Origin of the sequence: Streptomyces fildesensis, from assembly GCF_016107395.1 — a bacterium.
In the GTDB taxonomy this organism is placed as follows: domain Bacteria; phylum Actinomycetota; class Actinomycetes; order Streptomycetales; family Streptomycetaceae; genus Actinacidiphila; species Actinacidiphila fildesensis.
This window is the reverse complement of sequence record NZ_JAAIKO010000043.1, coordinates 21,197-45,622: the sequence shown is the minus strand read 5'-3', so window position 1 is coordinate 45,622 and position 24,426 is coordinate 21,197. Positions and strand designations below refer to the sequence as shown.

At 71.2% G+C, this 24,426-nt stretch carries 19 protein-coding genes; 6 read left to right on the top strand and 13 right to left on the bottom strand.

The annotated features are described in order from the left end of the window. Nucleotides 1-55: 55 nt before the first annotated feature. Both C6N31_RS34855 and C6N31_RS34850 read left to right on the top strand, forming a co-directional pair. Nucleotides 56-1,999, top strand: coding sequence for a glycoside hydrolase family 20 protein (locus tag C6N31_RS34855; protein ID WP_138356450.1), 1,944 nt, complete (start codon nucleotides 56-58; stop codon nucleotides 1,997-1,999). A 111-nt stretch (nucleotides 2,000-2,110) separates the two neighbouring features. Beyond that, nucleotides 2,111-2,962: an NAD(P)H-binding protein gene (locus C6N31_RS34850; protein WP_138356451.1), complete on the top strand. Its 852-nt coding sequence runs from the start codon at nucleotides 2,111-2,113 to the stop codon at nucleotides 2,960-2,962. 44 nt (nucleotides 2,963-3,006) lie between these two features. Here C6N31_RS34850 and C6N31_RS34845 read toward each other — a convergent pair whose 3' ends face one another. The 6 genes from C6N31_RS34845 to nsdA all read right to left on the bottom strand — a co-directional run bounded on the left by C6N31_RS34845 (nucleotide 3,007) and on the right by nsdA (nucleotide 11,226). Further along, a complete protein-coding gene (locus C6N31_RS34845; RefSeq protein ID WP_138356452.1) occupies nucleotides 3,007-3,522 on the bottom strand; it encodes a GNAT family N-acetyltransferase in 516 nt (171 codons plus the stop codon). A 72-nt stretch (nucleotides 3,523-3,594) separates the two neighbouring features. Further along, the gene (ffh, locus tag C6N31_RS34840) at nucleotides 3,595-5,136 is read right to left on the bottom strand and encodes a signal recognition particle protein (protein WP_138356453.1); all 1,542 of its coding nucleotides are present in this window, start codon (nucleotides 5,134-5,136) and stop codon (nucleotides 3,595-3,597) included. Nucleotides 5,137-5,257: 121 nt separating this feature from the next. Beyond that, the gene (locus C6N31_RS34835; protein WP_138356454.1) at nucleotides 5,258-7,738 is read right to left on the bottom strand and encodes a [protein-PII] uridylyltransferase; all 2,481 of its coding nucleotides are present in this window, start codon (nucleotides 7,736-7,738) and stop codon (nucleotides 5,258-5,260) included. Nucleotides 7,739-7,797: 59 nt separating this feature from the next. After that, nucleotides 7,798-8,136: a P-II family nitrogen regulator gene (locus tag C6N31_RS34830; protein ID WP_138356455.1), complete on the bottom strand. Its 339-nt coding sequence runs from the start codon at nucleotides 8,134-8,136 to the stop codon at nucleotides 7,798-7,800. Further along, complete coding sequence (locus C6N31_RS34825) at nucleotides 8,133-9,485, bottom strand: ammonium transporter (RefSeq protein WP_138356456.1); 1,353 nt, start codon at nucleotides 9,483-9,485, stop codon at nucleotides 8,133-8,135. Before C6N31_RS34825 ends, C6N31_RS34830 begins: the two co-directional genes overlap by 4 nt. 280 nt (nucleotides 9,486-9,765) lie before the next feature. Further along, a complete protein-coding gene (gene nsdA, locus C6N31_RS34820) occupies nucleotides 9,766-11,226 on the bottom strand; it encodes a transcriptional repressor NsdA (RefSeq protein WP_138356457.1) in 1,461 nt (486 codons plus the stop codon). Nucleotides 11,227-11,505: 279 nt separating this feature from the next. Between nsdA and C6N31_RS34815 the strand changes: the two genes are divergently transcribed. Next, on the top strand, nucleotides 11,506-12,189 hold the full coding sequence (locus C6N31_RS34815) for a bifunctional DNA primase/polymerase (RefSeq protein WP_198359009.1): 684 nt from the start codon (nucleotides 11,506-11,508) through the stop codon (nucleotides 12,187-12,189). 121 nt (nucleotides 12,190-12,310) lie between these two features. On the opposite strand, the gene ftsY is transcribed toward C6N31_RS34815, so the two are convergent. Then, on the bottom strand, nucleotides 12,311-13,516 hold the full coding sequence (gene ftsY / locus C6N31_RS34810) for a signal recognition particle-docking protein FtsY (RefSeq protein WP_138356459.1): 1,206 nt from the start codon (nucleotides 13,514-13,516) through the stop codon (nucleotides 12,311-12,313). A 323-nt stretch (nucleotides 13,517-13,839) separates the two neighbouring features. On the opposite strand from ftsY, the gene C6N31_RS34805 reads away from it, so the two are divergent. Then, nucleotides 13,840-14,826: an LLM class flavin-dependent oxidoreductase gene (locus tag C6N31_RS34805; RefSeq protein ID WP_138356460.1), complete on the top strand. Its 987-nt coding sequence runs from the start codon at nucleotides 13,840-13,842 to the stop codon at nucleotides 14,824-14,826. On the opposite strand, the gene C6N31_RS34800 is transcribed toward C6N31_RS34805, so the two are convergent. The 4 genes from C6N31_RS34800 to C6N31_RS34785 form a co-directional block, all read right to left on the bottom strand. Further along, a complete protein-coding gene (locus C6N31_RS34800) occupies nucleotides 14,823-16,241 on the bottom strand; it encodes a sugar porter family MFS transporter (RefSeq protein ID WP_138356461.1) in 1,419 nt (472 codons plus the stop codon). The genes C6N31_RS34805 and C6N31_RS34800 overlap by 4 nt on opposite strands. 214 nt (nucleotides 16,242-16,455) lie before the next feature. Beyond that, the gene (locus tag C6N31_RS34795; protein WP_198359008.1) at nucleotides 16,456-20,148 is read right to left on the bottom strand and encodes an SMC hinge domain-related protein; all 3,693 of its coding nucleotides are present in this window, start codon (nucleotides 20,146-20,148) and stop codon (nucleotides 16,456-16,458) included. Nucleotides 20,149-20,328: 180 nt separating this feature from the next. Beyond that, complete coding sequence (locus C6N31_RS34790; RefSeq protein WP_138356463.1) at nucleotides 20,329-20,532, bottom strand: hypothetical protein; 204 nt, start codon at nucleotides 20,530-20,532, stop codon at nucleotides 20,329-20,331. A 343-nt stretch (nucleotides 20,533-20,875) separates the two neighbouring features. Continuing rightward, a complete protein-coding gene (locus C6N31_RS34785; RefSeq protein WP_138356464.1) occupies nucleotides 20,876-21,157 on the bottom strand; it encodes an acylphosphatase in 282 nt (93 codons plus the stop codon). Between the two features lie 121 nt (nucleotides 21,158-21,278). On the opposite strand from C6N31_RS34785, the gene C6N31_RS34780 reads away from it, so the two are divergent. Next, nucleotides 21,279-22,163, top strand: a complete 885-nt coding sequence (locus C6N31_RS34780; RefSeq protein WP_138356465.1) for a CAP domain-containing protein — start codon at nucleotides 21,279-21,281, stop codon at nucleotides 22,161-22,163. Between the two features lie 94 nt (nucleotides 22,164-22,257). Continuing rightward, entirely contained in the window at nucleotides 22,258-22,680 is a 423-nt protein-coding gene (locus C6N31_RS34775; RefSeq protein ID WP_138356466.1) for a winged helix-turn-helix transcriptional regulator, read from the top strand. A gap of 48 nt (nucleotides 22,681-22,728) precedes the next feature. Here C6N31_RS34775 and mutM read toward each other — a convergent pair whose 3' ends face one another. Both mutM and rnc read right to left on the bottom strand, forming a co-directional pair. Further along, on the bottom strand, nucleotides 22,729-23,604 hold the full coding sequence (gene mutM, locus C6N31_RS34770; protein WP_138356467.1) for a bifunctional DNA-formamidopyrimidine glycosylase/DNA-(apurinic or apyrimidinic site) lyase: 876 nt from the start codon (nucleotides 23,602-23,604) through the stop codon (nucleotides 22,729-22,731). A gap of 70 nt (nucleotides 23,605-23,674) precedes the next feature. After that, nucleotides 23,675-24,412, bottom strand: a complete 738-nt coding sequence (gene rnc, locus C6N31_RS34765; protein WP_138356468.1) for a ribonuclease III — start codon at nucleotides 24,410-24,412, stop codon at nucleotides 23,675-23,677. Nucleotides 24,413-24,426 lie beyond the last annotated feature (14 nt).

Below are 24,426 nucleotides of genomic sequence, written 5' to 3'. Positions count from 1 at the left end.
ACCGAGTTGTCCAGACCACTCCCGCGTCATCCCTCTCAGGCAGGAGTCCTCGACCATGCGGTTCTCCCCCCACGCCCGCTTCTCCCGCGGGCCGGCCGCCGTTCTCGGCGTGCTGTTCGGCCTGCTGCTCGCCCTCGCCGTACCGCTCGCACAGGGGCCGGCGCACGCCGCCGGCGCCGTGCCACGCACCATCCCCGCCCTCCAGCAGTGGACCGCCGGCAGCGGTGCGTACACCTTCGGCCCCGCCAGCCGGGTCGTGGCCGACAGCGCCTACTCGTCCGCGCTCGGCACCACCGGGCGGGTCTTCGCCGACGATCTGACACAGCTCACCGGGCGGACCGTCACCCTGGTCAGCGGCCCGGCCTCCGCCGTGCGGCCCGGTGACCTGTTCCTCACCCTCGGCTCCACGGACACCACGCTCGGCACCGAGGGCTACGCCCTCACCGTCGGCTCGTCCGTCACCGTCCGGGCCCGGGCCGACGCCGGGGCCTTCTACGGCACCCGCTCGGTGCTCCAGCTCCTCAAGCAGTCCCCCACCATCGCGGCCGGGACGGCACGCGACTGGCCCGCCAAGGCCGAGCGCGGGCTGATGGTCGACGTCGGGCGCAAGTACTTCACCGTGCCCTGGCTCCAGGGCCAGATCAGGGACCTCGCCTATCTGAAGATGAACTACTTCCACCTGCACCTGTCCGACACCTACGGCTTCCGGCTGGAGAGCACCAGCCACCCCGAGATCACCTCCGCCGCGCACTACACGAAGCGGGAGATCACCGATCTCATCGCGCTCGGCGCCCGGTACCACGTCACCGTCGTGCCCGAGATCGACGTGCCGGGCCATATGAACACGACGCTGACCGCCCATCCCGAACTGCGGCTCGTCAACAGCGCGGGCACACCGAGCAACCAGTACATCGACCTGTCCAACCCGGCGGCCTACACCCTCATCCAGGATCTGATCACCGAGTACCTGCCGCTGTTCCCCGCCAAGTACTGGCACCTGGGCGCGGACGAGTACGTCACCAACTACGCCAGTTACCCGCAGCTGCTCAGCTACGCCCGCGCCCACTACGGGCCCGCCGCCACCGCCAAGGACGTCTACTACGGCTTCGTCAACTGGGCCGACGGCATCGTCCGGGCCGGCGGCAAGACGATGCGGATGTGGAACGACGGCATCAAGCAGGGCGACGGCACGATCACCCCGAACGCCGACATCACCGTCGACTACTGGTTCAACTACGGGCTCACCCCGCAGCAGCTCGTCGCGGCGGGCCACACCGTCATGAACTCCAGCTGGACGCCGACCTACTACGTGTACGGCGGCGACAAGCCCAACACCCCGTACATGTACGAGACCTGGAACCCCGAGATCTTCCAGGGCGGCACCACCCTCACCGACCCGTCCCGCAACCGGGGTTCGGTGCTGCACGTCTGGTGCGACAACCCCAACGCCGAGACCGAGCAGCAGACGGCGGCCGGCATCATGACCCCGATGCGTGCCCTCGCGCAGCAGACCTGGGGCTCCCCAGGACTCGTCCCGACGCTGGCGGAGTTCCAGCCGATCGTCACCACCGTCGGCCGCCCGCCCGGCTGGCCCACCGACACCGCCGCCGGCGACCTGGCCCTGGGCCGCCCGGTGACCGTCTCCAGCACCGAGACGCCCGCCTTCCCCGCGGAGGGCGCGGTGGACGGCAGCTACGCCAGTCGCTGGTCCAGCGCCTATTCCGATCCGCAGTGGCTGCGGATCGACCTGGGCAGCAGCCGGGCCGTCAACCGCGTCAAGCTCACCTGGGAGACGGCCCACGCCACGGCGTTCCAGATCCAGCTGTCCGACGACGGCACGTCCTGGAGCACGGTCTACTCCACCACCAGCGCCTCCGGCGGCACCCAGAACCTGACCGGCCTCAGCGGTTCCGGGCGGTACCTGCGGATCTATCTGACCAGGCGCGGCACCGTCTACGGCTACTCACTGTGGGAGGTCGAGGCGTACCACGACGCCTAGGCCGTGTCGTCAAAGTCCCGGCTGCCCGGCGCTTGACTTCAACCTTGGTTCAACTCGCAGGCTGAACACCACATACCGAGCAGCACGCGAGAGATCATCAAGGAGAGCGTCATGATCCTGGTCACCGGAGCAACCGGCAAAGTCGGCGGGCAGGTCGTGTCCCAACTGCTGGGCCGGGGCGCGGCCTTCCGCGCCCTGACCCGCGACCCCGGCGCGGCCCGGCTGCCCGCCGGCGTCGAGGCCGTGGCCGGGGACCTGTCGGATCCGGGGAGCCTGGACGCGGCGCTCGACGGCGTCGACGCCGTCTTCCTGGTCTGGCCGTTCCTCACCACCGAGGCGGCGCCCGGCGTCCTGGAGCGGGTCGGGAAGCACGCGCGCCGCATCGTCTACCTCTCGATGCCGGGAGCGCAGGAGCGGACGGACGGGCCGACGGATCCGATCACCGCGTTCCACGGCGGGATGGAACGGCTGATCGAACGGTCCGGCCTCGAATGGACCTTCCTGCACCCGGTCGGCTTCGCGTCCAACACCCTCGGCTGGGCGGAGCAGGTCCGTGCCGACAGCGTCGTCCGTGATCTGAACGGGGCACTGGCCCGGCCGCTGATCCACGAGCGGGACATCGCGGCGGCCGCCGTCCGCGTACTGACGGACGGCCCGGACGCCGGGCACGCGGGCGCCGCGTACGTGCTCACCGGCCCCGCCCTGGTGACCCAGGCCGAGCAGGCGCACGCCATCGGCGAGGCGATCGGCCGCCCGGTGCGGTTCGAGGAGATGACGGTCGCGGAGAAGCGGCAGCAGATGCTGGCCTGGCTGCCGCCGTCGGGGGTGGACGCGGTCCTGACGGCCTGGGCCGGTATGGCAGGGTCCCCCGAGCCGGTCACCTCCACCGTCGAGGAGCTCACCGGCACCGCCCCGCGCACGTTCCGCGAATGGGCCGCCGACCACGCCGCCGACTTCCGCTGACGCCGTCCGCGGCCGCGCCGTGCCCGGACGGGCGGCGGGACGGGTCAGGCGCCGGGCCACTCCTCGGCGGTGAGCGCGAAGCGCTCGTGGTCACGCCAGTCGTCGTTCAGATAGAGCATGCGCGGTGAGAAGCCCTCATGGCGGAAGCCGAGCCGCTTGGCCATGGCGAGGGAGCGGCCGTTGTCCGGCTGCACGTTGATCTCCAGCCGGTGCAGCCCGAGACCGTCGGGATAGCTGGTGAAGCAGCGGTCGACGACCTGCCGCAGACCCTCGGTCATCCGGCCGGTGCCCGCGTACGGGAGGTAGCTGTCGTAACCGAGAACGCCATTGCGGAACCGGGCCCGGACGATGTTCGCGACATTGACCTTGCCGACGATGCCGCCGTCCTCGTCGTTGATGATCAGAAACGTGCGCAACGACGGACCCTGGCGGCGCAGCAGCTCGTGGAAACCGTCCGGATCCACAGGGTTCCACGGGCTCAGATGATCGGCGGACCGCAGGACGGCCGTGGCGTACGCGTCGGCGTCGCCCGGTCGTGGTTCTCGGATGGATACGCGCATGGCGCCATCATGCCCCGGACGCGAAGAGCGCCCCCTGCTGGGGGCGCTCTTCCGCTGCGGTGCGGGAGGGCGTCAGCCCATGAACTTCTTGAACTCGTCGGGGAGTTCGAAGTTCTGCGCCTCCGGAGCGGCTGCCGCGCCGAAGGGGTTGTCGGCCTGCTCGGCACGGCGGGCGGCCTCCGCCGCCTCGTCCGCCTTGCGCTTCATGGGGTTGCCGCTGCGCTGCTTGCCCTTGGCCTGCTTGACCTGCTTCTTCTTCTTGTTGCCGCCGCCCATGCCGGGCATCCCCGGCATCCCGGGCATGCCGCCGCCCTGGGCCATCCGCGACATCATCTTGCGGGCCTCGAAGAACCGCTCGACGAGGCTCTTGACCGCGCTGACCTCGGTGCCGGAGCCCTTGGCGACGCGGACCCGGCGCGATCCGTTGAGGATCGTCGGGTCCTGGCGCTCGGCCGGGGTCATCGACTTGATGATCGCGGCGGTGCGGTCGACGTCGCGCTCGTCCAGGTTGGCGATCTGGTCCTTGATCTGCCCCATGCCGGGCAGCATGCCGAGCAGCTTGGAGATGGAGCCCATCTTGCGGACCTGCTCCATCTGGGACAGGAAGTCGTCGAGCGTGAACTCCTTCGGACCCTTGGCCAGCTTCTCGGCCATCTTCTGGGCCTCGGCCTGCGAGAAGGTCTGTTCGGCCTTCTCGATCAGGCTGAGCATGTCGCCCATGCCGAGGATGCGGGACGCCATCCGGTCCGGGTGGAAGGTGTCGAACTCGTCGAGCTTCTCGCCGTTGGAGGCGAACATGATCTGCTTGCCGGTCACATGCGCGATGGAGAGCGCGGCACCACCGCGGGCGTCACCGTCGAGCTTGGAGAGCACCACACCGTCGAAGCCGACGCCGTCGCGGAACGCCTCGGCGGTGTTGACCGCGTCCTGGCCGATCATCGCGTCGACGACGAAGAGGATCTCGTCCGGGCTGACGGCGTCACGGATGTCGGCGGCCTGCCGCATCAGCTCCTCGTCGACACCCAGCCGGCCGGCGGTGTCGACGACGACCACGTCGTACTGCTTGGACTTCGCGAACTCGATGGAGTCCTTGGCGACCTTGACCGGGTCACCGACGCCGTTGCCCGCCTCGGGCGCGAAGACCGCGACACCCGCGCGCTCCGCGACGACGGAGAGCTGGGTCACGGCGTTCGGGCGCTGGAGGTCACAGGCGACGAGCAGCGGGGCGTGGCCCTGGCTCTTCAGCCAGTGGCCGAGCTTTCCGGCCAGGGTGGTCTTACCGGCACCCTGCAGACCCGCGAGCATGATCACGGTCGGCGGCTGCTTGGAGAACCGCAGCCGGCGGGTCTCACCGCCGAGGATGCCGACGAGCTCCTCGTTGACGATCTTGATGACCTGCTGCGCCGGGTTCAGCGCCTGCGAGACCTCGAGCCCGGAGGCCCGCTCCTTGACCTGCTTGATGAACGCACGGACCACCGGGAGCGCGACATCCGCTTCCAGCAGGGCGATACGGATCTCGCGCGCGGTGGCGTCGATGTCCGCCTCGGAGAGGCGGCCCTTGCCCCGGAGGTTCTTGAACGTCGCTGCAAGGCGATCGGAGAGGGTATCGAACACGGTGGTTGCGGGTCCTCGCGTCAGGGGTTGGCGGTGGTCGTCCCCCAGGGTATCCGCTGGTGTGCCCTCCATCGCCGGGCAGGCGGGATTGAGCCTGCCCGGCGACGGACGACCGCGGGGCTCAGCGCAGCGCCCGCTCGACCTCGCGGGCGACCTCCGCCGCCCGCACCTCGCCCAGCGGAGCGCCGTCCGCGCCGACGACGTAGAACGCGTCGACCGCGTTCGCGCCGAGCGTGCTGATGCGGGCGGAGCGCACGTTCACCCCGGTCGCGGCCAGGGCGTACCCGATCCGGTGCAGCAGTCCCGGTGCGTCCTGGGCGCGGATCTCGATCACCGTGGCGACCTGGGAGCTGCCGGCGGCGACCGTCACCCGGGGCGGCGGCGCGGCGAGCGTGCGACGGCGCGGATAGGCCGCCTCGCGTTCGGCGAGACGTGCCTCGATGTCGAGCGAACCGTCGAAGGCCCGCCCCAGGTCGGCACGGAGCCGGGCGGCCTCCGGCAGCGCACCGTACTCGGCGGCGACCCGCCAGCTGAGCAGCGTCACCGGGCCCTCCCCGATCGGGTCGACGGACCGCAGGTCGGCTGCGCGCACGGTGAGCCGGTGCAGGGCGAGCACCCCGGCGGCCTGCGCGAGCAGTCCCGGCCGGTCCGGGACGGCGAGCAGCAGCTCGACGCCCAGCCCCTCGGGGGTGTTCTCGTCGCCGCCCTCGGGGTCGGGTTCGGCATGGGCGTGCAGCGCGAGCACCGGGCCGCCGGTGCGGGCGGCCTCGACGGCGAGGCGTTCCTCCTCGGCCGTCGGCTCGGCGGTGGCGGGCTCCGGCACCTCGCCGCCCGCGAGCAGCTCCGCGACCCGTTTGACCAGGTCGGCCAGGAGCGAGGCACGCCAGTTGCTCCACGCGGCGGGGCCGGTGGCCAGCGCGTCGGCCTCGGTCAGCGCGTGCAGCAGCTCCAGCGTGCCGTTGTCGCGCACCACGTCGGCGACGCCCTTCACGGTCACCGGGTCATCGAGGTCGCGGCGGGTCGCGGTCTCGATGAGCAGCAGATGGTGGCGGACGAGCAGCGCCAGCGTCTCCACGTCGGCGGGGTTGAACCCGATGCGGGTGGCGACATCGCGGGCGATGACCTCGCCGGCCTCGCTGTGGTCGCCGGGCCAGCCCTTGCCGATGTCGTGCAGCAGAGCCGCCATCAGCAGCAGGTCGGGGCGCCCGACGCGGCGGGTGAGACCGGAGGCGCGGACCGCCGTCTCGACGAGGTGCCGGTCGACGGTCCAGCGGTGGACGGCGTTGCGCTGCGGGCGGCAGCGGACCCGTTCCCAGTCCGGCAGCAGCCGGGTGATGAGCCCCTCGGCCTCCAGCGCCTCCCAGACCTGGACGGTGGCCTCGCCCGCGCCGAGCAGCGTGAGCAACTGCTCACGGGCCTCGGCCGGCCAGGGCACCGGCAGCGGGCGGGCGGCCGCCGCCAGCCGGCGCACCGCGTGCAGGCTGAGCGGCAGCCCGGCCTGGGCGGCCGCGGCGGCGGCCCGCAGCGGCAGTACGGGGTCACGTTCCGGCTTCGCGGCCAGCGCGAGAACGGCTTCGCCCTCGTGCTCGACGACGCCTTCGGCGAGCGGGGTGCGCTCGGCGGGGGCGGCGGCCGGGCCGGAGCGGCCGATGCCGAGCAGACCGCGGCGGCGCGGGCGCGCCTCGCGGGACCGCAGCACCCGGCCGACCTCGCGCCAGGTGACGTCGGCGGCGTAACTGATGGTGCGGGCGGCCTCGTAGACCTGGCGCAGCAGCGCGTCGGCGTCGAGCAGGCCGAGGGCTTCGGCGACCTGGTCCTGTTCCTGGAGGGCGAGCCGGTCGGTGGCCCGGCCGGTGACCAGGTGCAGGGCGTCACGGGCGTCGAGCAGCCGGGTGCGGGCCTCCTCCAACCCTTCGCGGGGGGCGTCGGCGAGCCAGGACGCGGCGACGGCGCGCAGCGCGGTGGCGTCGCGCAGCCCGCCCCTGGCCTCCTTGAGGTCGGGTTCGAGCAGGTAGGAGAGCTCGCCCTGGCGTTCGGCCCGTTCCTGGCACAGCTCGTGCAGGGCGGGCAGCCGCTTGGGGGCCTGGTTGCGCCAGTCGGCCAGCGTCGCGGTCCGCAGGGACGCGGTGAGGGACGGATCGCCCGCGATGTGCCGGGCGTCGAGCAGCCCGAGCTGGACCTTGAGGTCCTCGGCGGCGGTCCCGCGGGCCTCGGCGGCGGTGCGGACCGAGTGGTCCAGGTCCAGGCCCAGGTCCCAGACCGGGTACCAAATCCGGTCGGCGAGCGCGGAGATCCGGTCCTTGGCGACGGAGGAGTCGTAGAGCAGCAGGAGGTCGAGGTCGCTGCGCGGGGAGAGCTCGCCGCGCCCGTAGCCGCCGACGGCGACCAGGGCGTATCCGGCGACGCCGGTCTCCCCGGCCGCGCCCGCGGCCAGCCCCGCCAGCCATCTGTCGGTGAGTCCCGACAGGGCGGAACGGCGCGGCGGCCCGGACCGCGCCTCCTCGTTGAGGAGACGCAGCCGGGCCGCCGCGTAGCCGCTGGGACCCTCAGGGGTTCCGGCGGCGGATTCGTCGTCCGCTTTCGCTTCGACGCTTTCCGTCACTTGTGCTCCAGCGCTGGGCGCTTGTTGCCAGATCCGGTCCGAATGAGCACGGACCAGTTCTAGAGGGCGTCCGGGCCGCGTTCGCCGGTGCGTACGCGGACCGCTGTCTCGACCGGGATACTCCACACCTTGCCATCACCGATCTTGCCGGTGCGGGCGGCCTTGACGATGACTTCGATCAGCTGATCGGCGTCACTGTCCTCGACCAGGACCTCTATACGGATCTTCGGCACCAGGTCGACGGTGTACTCGGCGCCACGGTAGACCTCGGTGTGGCCGCGCTGCCGGCCGTAGCCGCTGGCCTCGGTGACCGTCAGGCCGTGCACCCCGAAGGCCGACAGGGCTTCCTTGATCTCGTCCAGCCGGTGCGGCTTCACAACTGCCGTGATGAGCTTCACGCGTCCACCTTCTTGTCCGAGGCGCCGGCCTCGCTGCTCGTGCTGCCGGGGACGGGTACCGCGGTGGTGCGGACCGTGCCGCCGCCCGCTCCCGCGAAGTCGTACGCCGTCTCGGCGTGTTCGATCTGGTCGATGCCGGTGATCTCGTCGTCCTCGGTGACCCGGAAGCCCATGACCAGGTCGATGAGCTTGGCGAGGATCGCGGAGGCGACCAGGGAGTACCCCAGGACCGCGCCGACGCCGACCGCCTGCTTGCCGAGCTGGTCGAGGCCGCCGCCGTAGAACAGGCCCTTGGCGGTCTGGCCGACGCCGCCGGTGGCGAAGAGGCCGATGAGCAGGGAGCCGACGATGCCGCCGACCATGTGGACACCGACGACGTCCAGCGAGTCGTCGTAGCCGAACTTGTACTTCAGGCCGACTGCGGCGGCGCACAGCACACCGGCGATCAGGCCGACGGCGATCGCGCCGAGCGGGGAGACGGAACCGCAGGCGGGGGTGATGGCGACCAGCCCGGAGACCGCGCCGGAGGCGGCGCCCAGGGTGGTGAAGGAGCCGTGCCGGATCTTCTCGTAGGCGAGCCAGCCGAGCATCGCGGCGGCGGTGGCGACCTGCGTGTTGGTGAACGCGACGGCGGCGACGCCGTCGGCACCGAGCCAGGAGCCGGCATTGAAGCCGAACCAGCCGAACCACAGCAGGCCCGCGCCGAGCATGACCAGCGGCAGGCTGTGCGGCCGCATCGGGTCCCGCTTGAAGCCGACCCGCTTGCCGATGACCAGGATCACACCGAGGGCGGCGGCGCCCGCGTTGATGTGGACCGCGGTACCACCGGCGAAGTCGATCACGCCGTACTTGAAGAGCCAGCCGTCCGAGCCCCAGACCCAGTGCGCGACCGGGAAGTACACGACCGTCGCCCACAGGGTGATGAAGAGCGCCCAGGCGGTGAACTTCACGCGGTCCGCGAGCGCACCGCTTATCAGCGCCGGGGTGATGATCGCGAACATCAGCTGGAAGACGGCGAAGACGTAGACCGGGATCCCGTATCCGGGCCACAGCTCGGCGATGCCGATGTTGCGCATCCCGAGCCAGTCGGTGCCGCCCATGAATCCGTTGCCGGAGTCGAAGGCGAAACTGAATCCGTAGAGCGTCCACAGAATGGTGATGATGCCGAGGCTGATGAAGCTCATCATCAACATGTTCAGCGCACTCTTGACGCGGACCATGCCCCCGTAGAAGAAGGCCAGGCCCGGTGTCATCACCATGACCAGGGCGGCGCTGAGCAGCATGAACGCCGTATTTCCGGTATCGAGCTTGGGCGCATCAGCGGCAAGCGTCAGGATGGCTGGTGCCATCGGCGTCTCCTCGTCATCCGAGCGGCCCTGCGGGACGGTGCTGGGTGGGCCGGTTATCGCCCAGAGGTTGTCCCAGCCGGGTTTCGCCCGATGCCGCAGGGTGTTTCGACGCGGTGACGAAGAAGTCCTATGTGTTACGTGAAGATGAACCGCTCCCGGCAGGCGCGGGCGCCGTATACGGGACCGGCCGCGGAAGGCACCCGGTTGACCAGGCGTGGGGGAGCCGAGTCGGGCTGATCGGGTGGCCTGCCGCGGCCGGGGTTCTGGAGGGATCCGCCGGTCAGGCGGTTTCGGCCACTTCCGGGAGCTCGACCGCCAGCCGCTCGGAGAGATCGATGACCTCCGCGATGTCTCCGAAGTCGCGCATCGCGGTGTCGGCGGTCTTGCGGATCCGGGTGTTCACCCGCTCGGAGCGCACTTTTCTGGCCACGGAGATGGCCTTGTGCGTCATGTCGGCGGCCTGTTCCGGGTTCCGCTCCAGGAGGTGGACGGTGGCCATACCGATGAGGTTGAGGGCGTACGCCCGCTGGTGGACGGAGTCCTGGCCGAACAGCTCGACCGCCCGCTCCATCACGGGGTGGGCGAGCGAGGCGTAGGTGGAACTGCGGCCGGCGACGTAGGCGAGGTCACGGTAGGAGTGGGCGTTCTCCGCGTTCAGCTCGGCCTCGTTGAAGAAGCTGATCCAGTCCGGGTCCTCGCCCTTGCGGGCCTCGGTGAAGGAGTCCTCGGCCATCCGGACGGCCCGGTGGCACTTGCTGACCTGGCCCATGTTGGCGTAGGCGCGCGCCTCGACGGCGTGCAGCATCGCCTGGGTGGTGGCGGTGGCCGAGTCCCGGCTGCCGTACTGGGCGAGGTGGATGAGTTCCAGCGCGTCGTCCGGCCGGTTCAGATGGATCATCTGGCGGCTCATGCTGGAGAGGATGAACGCGCCCAGCGGCCGGTCGGCGGCCTCCTTGGCGGCGTGCAGCGCGAGCACGAAGTACTTCTGCGCGGTGGGCTGCAGACCGACGTCGTAGCTCATCCAGCCGGCCAGCGCCGCGAGGTCGCCGGTGACCCGGTAGAGCCGCTTGGCGACCGCGTCCGGGTGCGACTCCTGGAGCAGGTCGGTCACCTCGTGCAGCTGGCCGACGACCGCCTTGCGGCGCAGTCCGCCACCGCACTGGCTGTCCCAGGTGCGGAACATCACGGTGGTGGTCTCCAGCAGCTGCAGCTCCGGCTCGGACAGCCGGTTCGGCCGGTTGCCGGTGTCCCGGGGCACACTGGCGGCCGGCGCCGGGAAGCCGCCGAGCGAGGGGGGCACCAGCCACCGCTGCATCGGCTCGACGAGGGCAGGTCCCGCCGAGAGGGCCAACGAGGCCCCGAGGAAGCCGCGGCGGCCGAGCATCAGGTCGCTGCGGGAGAACTCGTTGATCAGCTGGACCGTCTGGGGGCCCGCCCAGGGCAGGTCCACGCCCGATTCCGACGGTGACTGGTGCGCTGACCGCAGTCCCAGGTCCTCGACCGGGACCACGCAGCCGAACCGTTCGGAGAACAGCTCGGACATGATGCGCGGGATCGGCTCGCGCGGCTGCTCACCGTCGAGCCAGCGCCGCACCCGGGAGGTGTCGGTGCTGATGTGGTGGGCGCCCATCTGCCGCGCCCTGCGGTTGACCTGACGGGCCAACTCGCCCTTCGACCAGCCACTGCGCACGAACCACGAGTTCAACTGCGCGTTGGGCTGCTTGTCCTGTGTGCCGCCCACCGGTAGGCCCCCATCCGAGTCGCCCAACGCCCTTACGGCCAAGGCCCGCTGAGTCCAGGCCCTGCTGCCTTGCCTCCGGCATACCCGGAGGGGACACATGTCTGGCGCTCACGAACCGAAAGTAATCCTACGATCACCCATCCGGCGAGTGCCACAGCGGAAACGCCACCATTCGCCACCCCTTCGAATGAACTCGTCTGCGGCTGTACACGATTCACTTGACACACCCCGGTCAGGCAGGGGCGTAACCATCGGCGACTGCGATCCGTTGGGGGTGTCATGGGTTTCACGATCGGCGGCATTCGGGATATCCGGGCCGGCTCGCGCCGCCGGGAACGCGCCACGGCGTGCACCACGGTGGCGGAGTACACGGGGTTGTGCGGTTGGGCGGTCACGCCGGGAGCGCGCGCCGTCCGGGGCGGCGGGGCCTGCTCGTGCGGTGACCCCGGCTGCAAGGAACCGGGGGCGCATCCCCTGGTGTTCGCCGACGAGATCCCGGCCGGCGCGACCCTGGAGCAGGCCACCGAGGCGTGGGACCAGGTGCCGGGAGCGGCCGTACTGCTGCCGGTGGGCCGGACGTTCGACGTCATCGACGTGGCGGAGCAGTCCGGACGGCGCGCCCTGGTGCGGCTGGAGCGGATGGGTCTGCGGCTCGGTCCGGTGCTGGCCACCCCCACGGGCCGCGCGCAGTTCTTCGTGGCGCCGGGCGCCGCGGCCGAACTCCCGCACCTGCTCTACCGGATGGGCTGGGACGACGCCGACCTCGACCTGCGCTGCCTGGGGCTCGGCGACCACGTCACGGCCCCGCCGTCCGACCTCGGCGGGCTCGGCCCGGTGCGCTGGCTGCGGTCACCGCTGCTCGACTCGGTGCACCAGCCGCCCGAGGCGCGGTTACTGCTCGGCACCCTGGCGTACGTCTGCCACCGCGACCGCACGCCCGGCCCCTGGCTCGTACGGACCTGAGCCCGCACCGCACCCGGCACGGAGAGAAGCCATCACCCGGGGAGGTGCGTAAGGGGCGCCCTCCAGGGAAGGGCGCCCCTTACGTATACAACCGCTCGTACACCGCTCGCGTCGGTGCGGGTCAGTCGCCGATCAGGGCGTCGACGAACGCCTCCGGCTCGAAGGGCGCCAGATCGTCCGGGCCCTCGCCCAGCCCGATCAGCTTCACCGGAACGCCCAGCTCGCGCTGGACCGCGATCACGATGCCGCCCTTGGCGGTGCCGTCCAGCTTGGTCAGCACGATGCCGGTGATGTCGACGACCTCGGCGAAGACCCGGGCCTGGACCAGCCCGTTCTGCCCGGTGGTCGCGTCGAGCACCAGCAGCACCTCGTCGACCGGGCCGTGCTTCTCGATGACCCGCTTGACCTTGCCCAGCTCGTCCATCAGACCGGTCTTGGTGTGCAGCCGGCCCGCGGTGTCGATCAGGACGGTGTCCGCGCCCTCGGCGATACCTTCCTTCACGGCGTCGAAGGCGATCGACGCCGGGTCGCCGCCCTCGGGACCGCGCACGGTCCGGGCGCCCACCCGCTCGCCCCAGGTCTGCAGCTGGTCGGCGGCGGCGGCACGGAAGGTGTCCGCCGCGCCGAGCACCACACTGCGGCCGTCGGCCACCAGGACGCGGGCGAGCTTGCCGGTGGTCGTGGTCTTGCCGGTGCCGTTGACACCGACGACCAGCACGACGGCCGGGGTCGTCTCGTGGCTCTCGGTCTTCAGCTCGCGGTCCAGCGAGGGGTCGACCAGGGTCAGCAGCTCCTCGCGGAGCAGGGCGCGCAGATCGGCGGGGGTGCGGGTGCCGAGCACCTTCACCCGGGTACGCAGCCGGTCCACCAGCTCCTGGGTCGGAGTGACACCCACATCGGCGGTGATGAGGATGTCCTCGATCTCCTCCCAGGTGTCCTCGTCGAGGTGCTCGCGGGAGAGCAGCGCGAGCAGCCCCTTACCGAGCGTGTTCTGCGAGCGGGACAGCCGGGAGCGCAGCCGCACCAGGCGGCCGGCGCTGGGTTCCGGCTGTTCGAGTTCGGGAGCCGCGGGTACCGGCAGCTCCTCCACGGCGACCGGCGCGCCAGGCGTCTCGGGGAGGACGACCTCTTCGATCGTCCGGCGCGGCTCGTCCCGAGGGACCTCCGCTTCGTCCCCGACGCGTGGCTCGGCGGGCGGCGCGGTGATGGTCGGCGTGCTCGGCGGCGCGGGCGGCAGCTGCTTCTTGCGGCGGCTGCCGACCACCAGTCCGCCGGCGGCGACGACCGCGACCAGGGCGATGACTACAGCAAGGATGACGGTTTCCATATCTTTCCCAGTATCGGTCACGTGCGCGGGTGGCCGCGACAACGTGGCCCTCCGGGCCGGTCCCGGGTGCCGGCCGGTGCGGGCCGTTGCCGGGTCGGGGCCGGGCTCTCCGGCGTGGGGGTCCGAAATCGACTATTTACGGTCCCCCGACCTTCGGCCGGGGGTGCCCCCAACTGCGATCCCGACCCCATGCGTCCGATCCGGGCCGGGCCGGGCCGGGGCGGGCGAACCGTGCGTGGTCCCGCGGGTCCACTCCTCTATCAATCTGACGCTGCGTCAGTTAGCGTCCGTCTGGTCCATCCCGGCGAAGGGAAGCGTCCGCCATGCCCGTCACGGTCATCCGTTTCAACCTCGTCGATCCCGCTGCCGAGCCCGCGTCGCTCAGTGCCCGCTACAAGGCGGCCCTCGAGATGGCGGCCTACGCGGACGACCGCGGCGTCGGCACCGTCCAGACCGAGGAGCACCACGGCGCCGCCAATGGGTGGCTGCCCTCGCCCCTCACGTTCGCGGGAGCGGTCTTCGGTGCCACCCGGCGGATCGCGGTCACCGTCTCCGCCCTGATCGGCCCGCTCTACGATCCGCTGCGGCTGGCCGAGGACATCGCCGTACTGGACCTGCTCAGCGGCGGCCGGCTCGTCACGGTGGCGGGGATCGGCTACCGGCAGGCGGAGTACGACGCGCACGGCCGGGACTGGACGCACCGCGGCAAGCTCCAGGACGAGGTCCTGGAGACACTGCTCACCGCGTGGACCGGGGAGCCCTTCGAATACCGCGGCAGGACGGTGCAGGTCACGCCGCGACCGTTCACCCAGCCGCATCCGCTGCTGCTGGTCGGCGGCAGCTCGAAGGCGGCCGCCCGCCGTGCCGCCCGGCTCGGTCTGCCGCTCTTCCCCAGCGCGTACCTGCCGGAGCTGGAGGCGTACTACCAGGAGCGGCTCGCCGAGTACGGCACCGAGGGCTGGTGCATGATGCCGCCGGCGAAGGTCCCGCTGCTGCACATCGCCGAGGACCCCGACCGCGCCTGGGCGCAGTACGGCGAGCATCTGCTGCACGAGGCGCGGATGTACGCCTCCTGGCAGTCGGCCGACATCCGCTCCGCCGTGCGCTCGGCCGCCACCGGCGTCGAGGAACTGCGCCGCGAGGGGGTCTACCGGATCGTCACGCCCGACGAATGCGTCGCCCTCGCCGAGGCCGGCGGGGACCAGGCGAGCCTGGTCCTGCACCCCCTGTGCGGGGGCATGCCGGTCGACGAGGGCTGGCGCAGTCTGCATCTGCTGGCGGAGCAGGTGCTGCCGCGTCTCAAGGACTAACCCATCTCCTCCAGGGTCTTGCCCTTGGTCTCCTTCACGAACTTGAGCACAAAGGGGATCGAGAGCAGGGCGAAGCAGGCGTAGATGACGTACGTCCCCGACAGGTTCCAGTCCGCCAGGCTCGGGAAGCTCGCGGTGATCGCCCAGTTGGCGATCCACTGGGCGGAGGCCGCCACGCCGAGCGCCGCGGCGCGGATCCGGTTCGGGAACATCTCGCCGAGGAAGACCCAGACGACGACACCCCAGGAGAGGGCGAAGAAGAGCACGAAGACGTGGGCCGCGATGAGCGCCACGGTGCCCTGGGTGTTCGGGAGCGTCCCGTCGGCGGTCTTGGCGGCGAAGGCCCATGCCTCCAGTGCCAGGGAGACGGTCATACCCGCAGAACCGATCAGGGCGAGCGGCCTGCGGCCGATCCGGTCGACGAGGAGGATGGCGATCACGGTGCCGATGATGTTCACGATCGAGGTGGTGAACGAGTACAGGAAGGAGCTGCTCGGGTCGATGCCCACCGACTGCCACAGCGTGGACGAGTAGTAGAAGGCCACGTTGATGCCGACGAGCTGCTGGAAGACCGAGAGTCCGATACCGATCCAGACGATCGGCAGGAAGCCCATCCGGCTGCCGAGCAGGTCACGGAAGGTCGACTTGTGCTCGCTGCGCATGGCGTGTTCGATCTCGGCCACCCGTGCGTCGAGGTCGATGTGCTTGCCTTCGACGTCTTCGAGCACCTTCTTGGCGTGGGCGGTCCTGCCCGCGGAGATCAGGAAGCGCGGCGACTCGGGGATCGCGAAGGAGAGCAGCCCGTAGAGGACGGCCGGGACGACCATCACGCCGAGCATGACCTGCCAGACCTCCAGGCCCATCAGCTGCCCGCGCTGGTCGCCGCCGGCCGCGTTCAGCAGGCCCCAGTTGACGAGCTGCGAGACGGCGATGCCGATGACGATGGCTGCCTGCTGGAAGGAACCGAGCCGGCCGCGGTAGGCGGGCGGGGAGACCTCGGCGATGTACGCCGGGCCGATCACCGAGGCCATACCGATGGCGATACCGCCGAGCACCCGCCACATGGCGAGGTCCCAGAGGGCGAACGGCAGCGCGGAGCCCACGGCGCTGACCGTGAAGAGCGAGGCGGCGATCTGCATGACGCGGATACGGCCGATGCGGTCGGCGATCCGGCCGGCCGTGGCGGCGCCGATGGCGCAGCCGATCAGGGCGATCGCGATGACCTGGGCGAGGGTGCCGGAGCCGATGTCGTACTTGCCGCGGATGCCCTCGACAGCGCCGTTGATCACGGCACTGTCGTAGCCGAACAGGAAGCCGCCCATGGCGGCCGCCGCGGTGATGAAGATGACATGGCCGAGGTGATCCGGATGGGCCAGACGGCCTTCCCGACCGGCCACAGGTTCGGTACTGGTCAACGTGGACTCCTGGGGCTCGGCGGTGAGCCCTCACATGAGGGGCTGGATCCTCCAGTGTCAGCCGCCCCCCGGACGGCCACCACTCGAAGATAAAAGTGACGCTGCAGAGACTATGCCTTCAAGTTTCGAAGTCAACAGGGGGCCTATCAACCCATCTGGCGCAGATGAGCACATGGCTCAGCCGCTTGAGTTCAGCACTTGAATGCATATGGGCCTAGGCCAGCTTGCGCTTGCCCTCACGCAGCCGCTGGCTGATCACTTTGGAGACCCCATCGCCCTGCATCGATACGCCGTACAGGGCATCGGCGACCTCCATCGTCCGCTTCTGGTGCGTGATGACGACAAGCTGTGAACTCTCCTGAAGCTCCTCCATCAGCCCGATCAGCCGCTGCAGATTGGTGTCGTCCAACGCCGCCTCGACCTCGTCCATCACATAGAACGGACTCGGCCGGGCCTTGAAGATCGACACCAGCAGCGCCACCGCGGTCAGCGAGCGCTCACCACCCGACAGCAGCGACAACCGCTTGACCTTCTTCCCGGGCGGCCGCGCTTCAACCTCCACACCTGTGGTGAGCATATTGTCCGGATCTGTCAGCATCAGCCGGCCCTCGCCACCGGGGAAGAGCCGGGAGAACACCCCCTCGAACTCCCGCGCCGTGTCGTGGTAGGCCGCGGAGAAGACCTGCTCGACGCGCTCGTCGACCTCCTTGACGACCTGCAGGAGATCCAGCCGGGTCTTCTTCAGGTCCTCCAGCTGCTCCGTCAGGAACTTGTGGCGCTCCTCCAGCGCGGAGAACTCCTCCAGTGCCAGCGGGTTGACCTTCCCCAGCTGCTGGTACGCCTTCTCCGCGGACTTCAGCCGCTTCTCCTGCTCCGCGCGCACGAACGGCTTCGGCCGGTTGCGCGGGTGCTCCGGATCCTCGGGCAGCTCCTCGCCCTCGGCGGGCAGTGACGGCGGCACCGGATGGTGCGGGCCGTACTCGTCGACCAGCCCGGACGGCTCGATGCCGTGCTCCTCCAGCGACCGGGTCTCCAACTGCTCGATGCGCAGCCGCTTCTCGGCGCCCAGCACCTCGCCCTTGTGGACGAAGTCGGTCAGCTTGTCCAGTTCCGCCTTGAGCTCCCGGCCCTGCCGGCGCTCCTCCCCCAGCTGCGCCTCACGCTCCGAGCGGGCCCGCTCGGCCGCCCCGCGCTCCTCGTCGGCGCGGCCCAGCGACACCGTCACGTACTCCAGCAGGGCTCGCGCACCGGCCAGCACCGCGGCGGCCACCCGGGCCTCGTACTCCAGCCGGGCCCGGCGCTGCTCGGCGCGGGCCCGGGTCTCACGCTCGATACGGGCCGCGCGGTCCAGCCCGTCCGCCCGCCCGGCCAGGCCCTTCACCCGCTCCTCGTGGGTGCGCAGCTGGAGCCGCGCCTCCATCTCGGTCTGCCGCGCGTTGGCCCCGTCGGCGGACAGCCGGTCCCGTACGGAGGTGTCCGGCTCCTCCTCGCCGGGTGCCTCCACGGCCTCCCCCAGCCGCACCGACAGTTCCTCGAACTCCTCCATCGCCGCGGCCAGCGACTCCTCCGCCCGCCCCACGGCGGCGGCGCTGCGCTCGGCCTCTCCCCCGGCGGCGCGTGCCTGGCCGGCGAGCCGCCCCAGCTGCTGGGCGACCGACGACTTCTCCTTCTCCGCCGCCCGCCGCGCCTGCGCCAGCGAGTCCACGGTCCGCGCGCACGCCGTGCGCCGCTCCTTCGTCTCCCGCTGCTCCTCCGCGAGCGACTCGCACAGCGCCGCCAGCCGCTCCAGCTCACGGGCCGCCTCGTCGACGGCGGCCCGCACCTCCAGCAGGCTGGGCACGCCCGCCGACCCACCGTGCGCGAAGTGCGCGGCGAGCACATCGCCTTCGGCGGTGACGGCGGTGAGTTCCGGGTGCGCGGCCACGAGAGCCTCCGCGTCGTCGAGGCTCTCCACGACGACCGTGTCACGCAGGAGACGGCGGACGGCGGGGAGCAGATCGTCAGGCCCGCCGACCAGCCCGGCCGCCTGCCGCGCCCCCGCGGGCAGCGGGGCGGTTTCCGCACGCGCGTGCGGTACGGAGGCGGCGGCCACGGCGGCCTGCGGCAGCGTCGCCGACTGGGGTCCGGTGGCCGGGTGGTGGGCAGGAGTGCCGGCGCCGGGAACACCGGGCCACACCTCGGACGACGTGCCGTCCGCCAGCAGCAGGGCCGCACGGCCGGCGTCGTCCTTGCGCAGCAGCCGCAGCGCGTCGGCGGCGGCCGCGGGGCCCGATACGGCGATGGCGTCGGCCGCCGCACCGAGGGCGGCGGCGACGGGGATCTCGAAGCCGGGCGCCACGGTGAGCAGTTCGGCGGCGGGACCGAGCAGGCCGGTGAGCCGGTCGCCCGCGGCGAGCAGCGCGCCGGTGCCGTCCTTGCGGCGCAGGCCCAGCGCCAGCGCGTCGCGCCGGGCGGTGAGGGCGGCCCGCTCGCGCTCGGCCGCGGTGGCCGCGTCGCGGACGGCCGAGAACGCCTCCTCGGCCGCCGCCTGCTCCTCCGTCGCGGCCGCCAGGCGCTCCTCCAGTTCGGAGTCGTCCGCCTCCAGGCCGTCCACCCGCTCCTTGAGCTCCTCGTACTCCTCCTGCGCGGATTCGGCGCGGTCCCGTGCCTCGTCGCGGGCCGTGGCGAGCCGGCCGATCTCCGCCTCCGCGGAACCGGCCCGGCCGCGCGCCGCGTTGACCTGGCCCTGCAGCCGCGCCAGCCCCTCCCGGCGGTCCGCGATCGCCCGCGCCACGGACCGCAGCCGCTGCTCCTCGGCCGCGAGCTCCTGTTCCAGGGCGGCGCGGTGGCCGACGGTGTCGTCCAGTGCCCGCCGCGCCGCGTCGAGAGCCTCCGTCAGTTCCGCCTCCTGCTCGCGGATCCGGGCCGCCTCACGTTCCATGTCCTCCGGCTCCCGGCCGCGCCGCTCCTCCGCGGGCTGGCCGGTGGCGTGCCGCACCCGCTGTTCGGCGAGGCCGATGGTGCCGCGTACCCGTTCGGCGAGCTGGGAGAGGCCGTACCAGGTGGCCTGTGCGTCGGCCAGCCGCGGTGCGAGCGCCCTGACCTGCTCCTCCAGAGCGGTCTCGCGCCGCAGCGCGGCGGCCAGGTCCCGTTCCACCGCGTCCCGCCGCTCCTTGAGCGACGCCTCGTCGGCGACCTCGGCGCTCAGCGCTTCGCGCAGGGTGACCAGATCGTCGGCGAGCAGCCGCAGCCGGGCGTCGCGCAGATCGGCCTGGATGACGGCGGCCCGCCGGGCGACCTGTGCCTGCCGTCCCAGCGGCTTGAGCTGCCGCCGCAGTTCGTTCGTCAGGTCCTGGACGCGCGCGAGATTGGCCTGCATCGCGTCGAGCTTCCGCAGCGCCTTCTCCTTGCGCTTGCGGTGCTTGAGCACACCGGCCGCCTCCTCGATGAAGGCGCGGCGGCCCATCGGGTCGGCGTGGAGCACGGAGTCGAGCTGGCCCTGGCCGACGATGACGTGCATCTCGCGGCCGATGCCGGAGTCGGAGAGCAACTCCTGGATGTCGAGCAGCCGGCAGGTGTCGCCGTTGATCTGGTACTCGCTGCCGCCGTTGCGGAACATGATCCGCGTGATGGTGACCTCGGCGTACTCGATGGGCAGCACACCGTCGGAGTTGTCGATCGTCAGCGACACCTCGGCGCGGCCCAGCGGCGGGCGCCCCGTGGTGCCGGCGAAGATGACGTCCTCCATTTTGCCGCCGCGCAGCGACTTGGCCCCCTGCTCCCCCATGACCCAGGAGAGCGCGTCCACCACATTGGACTTACCGGACCCGTTGGGGCCTACGACGCACGTGATGCCGGGCTCGAAGCGCAGCGTCGTGGCGGAGGCGAAGGATTTGAATCCGCGCAGCGTGAGGCTCTTGAGATGCACGCCGTCGGACTCTACCTTCCGTGTTCGGTTTCGCCAGGGAAGGTGCAGGGCACATCAGACGATGACAACAGTGATCGTCGGGGGGCCTGCGGGTGAAGACGGAACGACGAAGGGACGCCGAGGCGTCCCTTGCAAAAAACTCTAGCGGTGCCGTGGCACCCGTCCGGTGATGCGTCCGGATCAGGCGGGTACGGGCTCCGCGCGAGATACATCGATGCTGCTGAGCAGCGACTCTTCGTGCGACGCCACAGTCAGTGCGTCGTTCTCGGTCTGCATCCGAACAAGCTCGGACTCCAGATCCTGAACGCGCTGCTGAAGCCTTCGCATCTCGGCGAGGAGTCGCGGGTCGGGGCCGCCGACGTAACCGAGAAGCGCCTTTGCCATGATTGATGGTCCTCCACGCTGAGTGACCGACCGGGAGCGGTAGGGTCGTGGGTGAGGGGTATGTGCACCCGCGCGGTGCGCCGAAGCCGCCGCTTTGATTGCATTACGGCTACGATGCGCGGGGCTTCCAGCGTCTCACCAAATAGTTGGACGGTCAACACGATCACAGCCCAGCGATCGGGTCAGCCTCAGAAAACACGGCGAAAGAGCGCCGGCGGCTGCCCGTGGGGCGTCGAGATCATCCTCGATGTCGGCAGCCTTGCACGACACTCCGGATATGGCAACTGTCCCGGGCAGCCTTGCCGTAGGCGATTGCCTACCGCATGTACGCGGGGCGTGACACTCAGCGGATCTCGAACCCGTCGTACCCGCCGCGCGGCCGGCCCCAGATCTCGGTGACGCCGTCGACACGGCCGGGCGTGTCCCCGGTGGCCAGCCAGTCGAGCAGCTGTTCGCACCGTGTGCGGTCCCCCTCGGCCACCACCTGCACCCGGCCGTCGGCGAGGTTGCCGGCGTAACCGTCCAGACCGCCGATCCGCATCGCGTTGGCCCGGGTCCACCAGCGGAAGCCGACGCCCTGGACGCGCCCGCGCACCCAGGCCGTAAGCCGGACATTTTCGTTCATGTGTGCACGCTATCCCGTCAGTTGCACAGGCTTCACTCCAGTCCCGTGCGTCATTCGCTACAGTCGGCCCGCAACAGGACTCACCCGTTCGGGTTAATCCGAGACCGTGAGGACAGCATTAATGGGCCGCCACAGTCGCAATGCCACCGAGGCCGTCGCGCCGACCCGGAGCCGTCGGGGCCACCGGGGCCCTCGGCGACGGCACAGCGCCGTTCGCACCGGGCTGCTGGCGTCGTCCGCCGCTCTGGCCGTGGGCGCCGTCGCGATGTCGTCAGGACTGTTGTCGTCGCTGAACGGAGGACCGGGGGGCATCACCGCCCAGGGCAGCCCCGGCGGGACGCGCACCCAGCCGGACGGCTCGTCCGGCCCGTCGCTGCCGGAGACCGGCTCCCCCTCCCCGAGCACCACCGGCCGCACGAACGTGCCGAGCAGTCCGACCACGACACGCGGCGGCAATCCGTCAACGGCGGCGCCGACGACACCGCCGACCTCGGCCGCCGCGCCCAGCACCACCCCGGCCCCCAAGGTCACGCCCACCCGGAAGCCGGTCACTCCGCGGCCCACCACCCCGTCCCCGACGCCGACCCGCACCGCGACGCCGATACCGACGCCGACCCAGGACGGAACCGCCGTCACCGCCCAGGCCGCGGTGCTGAAGCTGGTGAACGCCGAACGCGTCAAGGTCGGCTGCTCCCCCGTGACCGCGGACCCGTCGCTGGCCAAGCTCGCCCAGGCCTTCAGCGAGGACATGGCGATCCGGGACTTCTTCGACCACACGGACCCGGACGGCGACACCCCCTGGGACCGGGCCAAGTCGGTCGGCGTCACCAACCTCGGCGGGGAGAACATCGCCCGCGGCCAGGCCGACGCGGAGGCCGTGATGACCGCCTGGATGAACAGCGCGGGGCACCGCGCCAACATCCTGAACTGCGACTACAAGACCCTCGGCGTCGGCGTCCACTACGCGCCGGGCGGCCCCTGGTGGACGCAGGACTTCGGCTTCTAGGAGAGCCCGCGGGAGAGCGGGAGAGGGAGACCAAGGGCTAACTTTTCGAAAGCGCAAGCCCGGGGTCAGCGCAACCCAGGAGTACGCTCATGCCATGGACACCTGCAGGAGCGACTCCGGGCGCGACGGGCTCCCGTTCAGCGTCTTCGAGCGCGACTGCCCCTCCCGCGGCACGCTGGAGCACGTCACCGGCCGCTGGGGCAGTCTGACGCTCGGCGCGCTCGGTGAGGACACCGTGCGCTTCAACGAGCTGCGCCGCCGGGTCGACGGCGTGAGCGAGAAGATGCTCTCCCAGACGCTGCACGCCCTGGAGCGCGACGGGCTGGTGCACCGCGAGGCGCAGACGACCAATCCGCCGCGCGTCGAGTACCGGCTCACCGAGCTGGGCCGGGAGACCACCCGCAGGCTGCTCGACCTGATCCAGCTGGTCGAGGGCCGGATGCCCGAGGTGCTGGCCGCCCGGGAGACCTACGACGCGGCGCACGCCGCCCGGAACGCCCCGAAGGCGAGCGCGTAAGTCCTGAGCCGTCAGCCCCAGAGCCGTGCGCCCTGAACCCTGAGCCCGCTACTGGGGATCGCGGCCGGCAACCGGCGGGCGCTGGCAGCGCGGGCAGAAGTAGCTGGAGCGGTTCATCCACGGACGGCGGCGGATCGCGGTACCGCAGCGGCGGCAGGGCTCGTCCTCGCGCCCGTACGCGTCCAGCGACCGGTCGAAGTACCCGGATTCGCCGTTCACGTTGACGTACAGGCTGTCGAAGCTCGTGCCGCCGGCCGCCAGCGCGTCGCTCATCACCTCGCGGATGTGTGTCACCAGCTCGGCCGTCCTGGGCCGGGTCATCGTCGCGGTGGGCCGCTCGTAGTGCAGCCGGGAGCGCCACAGCGCCTCGTCGGCGTAGATGTTGCCGACCCCGCTGATCAGCGACTGGTCGAGCAGGGCGCGCTTGATGGTGGTCCGGCGGCGGCGCAGCGCGGCGTGGAACGCCTCCTCGTCGAAGGCGTCCTCCAGCGGGTCCGGCGCGATGTGCGCGAGCGGTACGGGCAGCGCCAGCGGACTGCCCGGCACGACGTCATGGAGCGACAGACCGCCGAAGGTGCGCTGGTCGACGAAGCGCAGCTCGGTGCCGAGCTCGTCGTCGAACCGGATCCGGACCCGCAGATGGGTCTCGTCAGGGGCCGCGTGCGGCTGGATCAGCAGCTGGCCGCTCATCCCGAGGTGCCCGAGCAGCGCGGTCGTCCCGTCCAGCGGCAGCCACAGGTATTTGCCCCGGCGGCGGGCCGGGCCGATCAGCGCGCCGGCGAGCCGGTCCGTGAAGTCCCCGGCGCCCGCGAGGTGGCGGCGGACGGCGCGCGGGTGCAGCACCTCCGCGTCCGCGACGGTGCGCCCGGTGACCCAGCGCTCCAGCCCGATGCGGACCACTTCGACCTCAGGCAGCTCGGGCAACGCCCCTCCTCCGGGTACGCGTCGAGCCCACCGACTGATCGTCGGTGGGCTCGTTCTGACGGGTGTGCGATCAGCTCGCCGCTGAGGCGGATTCGCGGATCGCACGCCAGGCGGCCTCGGCCGCCTGCTGTTCTGCTTCCTTCTTGCTGCGGCCGGTGCCGGCGCCGTACTCGACACCACCGACGCGGGCGGCAGCCGTGAAGGTCTTCTCATGGTCGGGACCCGACTCGGTGACCACGTATTCGGGAACACCGAGGCCCTCGCTCGCGGTCAGCTCCTGGAGACTGGTCTTCCAGTCCAGGCCGGCCCCGAGGTTGGACGACTTCTCGATCAGCGGATCGAAGAGGCGGTGCACGAACTCGGACGCGGCATCCAGACCCTGGTCCAGATAGACCGCGCCGATGACCGCCTCGAGGGTGTCCGCGAGGATCGATGCCTTGTCCCGGCCGCCCGTGCCTTCCTCGCCCCGTCCCAGCCGGATGAATCCGCCCAGGTCGAGTTCGCGACTCACTTCCGCCAGCGCACGAGAGTTGACCACCGCGGCCCGCAACTTGGCCAGCTGGCCTTCGGGCAGGTCGGGGTGGGTGCGGTACAGCGTGTCCGTGACCACCAGGCCGAGCACGGAGTCCCCGAGGAACTCCAGCCGCTCGTTGGTGGGCAGACCGCCGTTCTCGTACGCGAACGAACGATGGGTCAGCGCACGCACCAGAAGGGCGGGCTCGAGTGTGTACCCGAGCCGCCCTTCCAGAAGCGTGTGAGGCCAGGCTGTGTCCGCCGGCGCCTGCTTCGGCGATTTGGCGTCTGACATGAAGCCTGTCACCC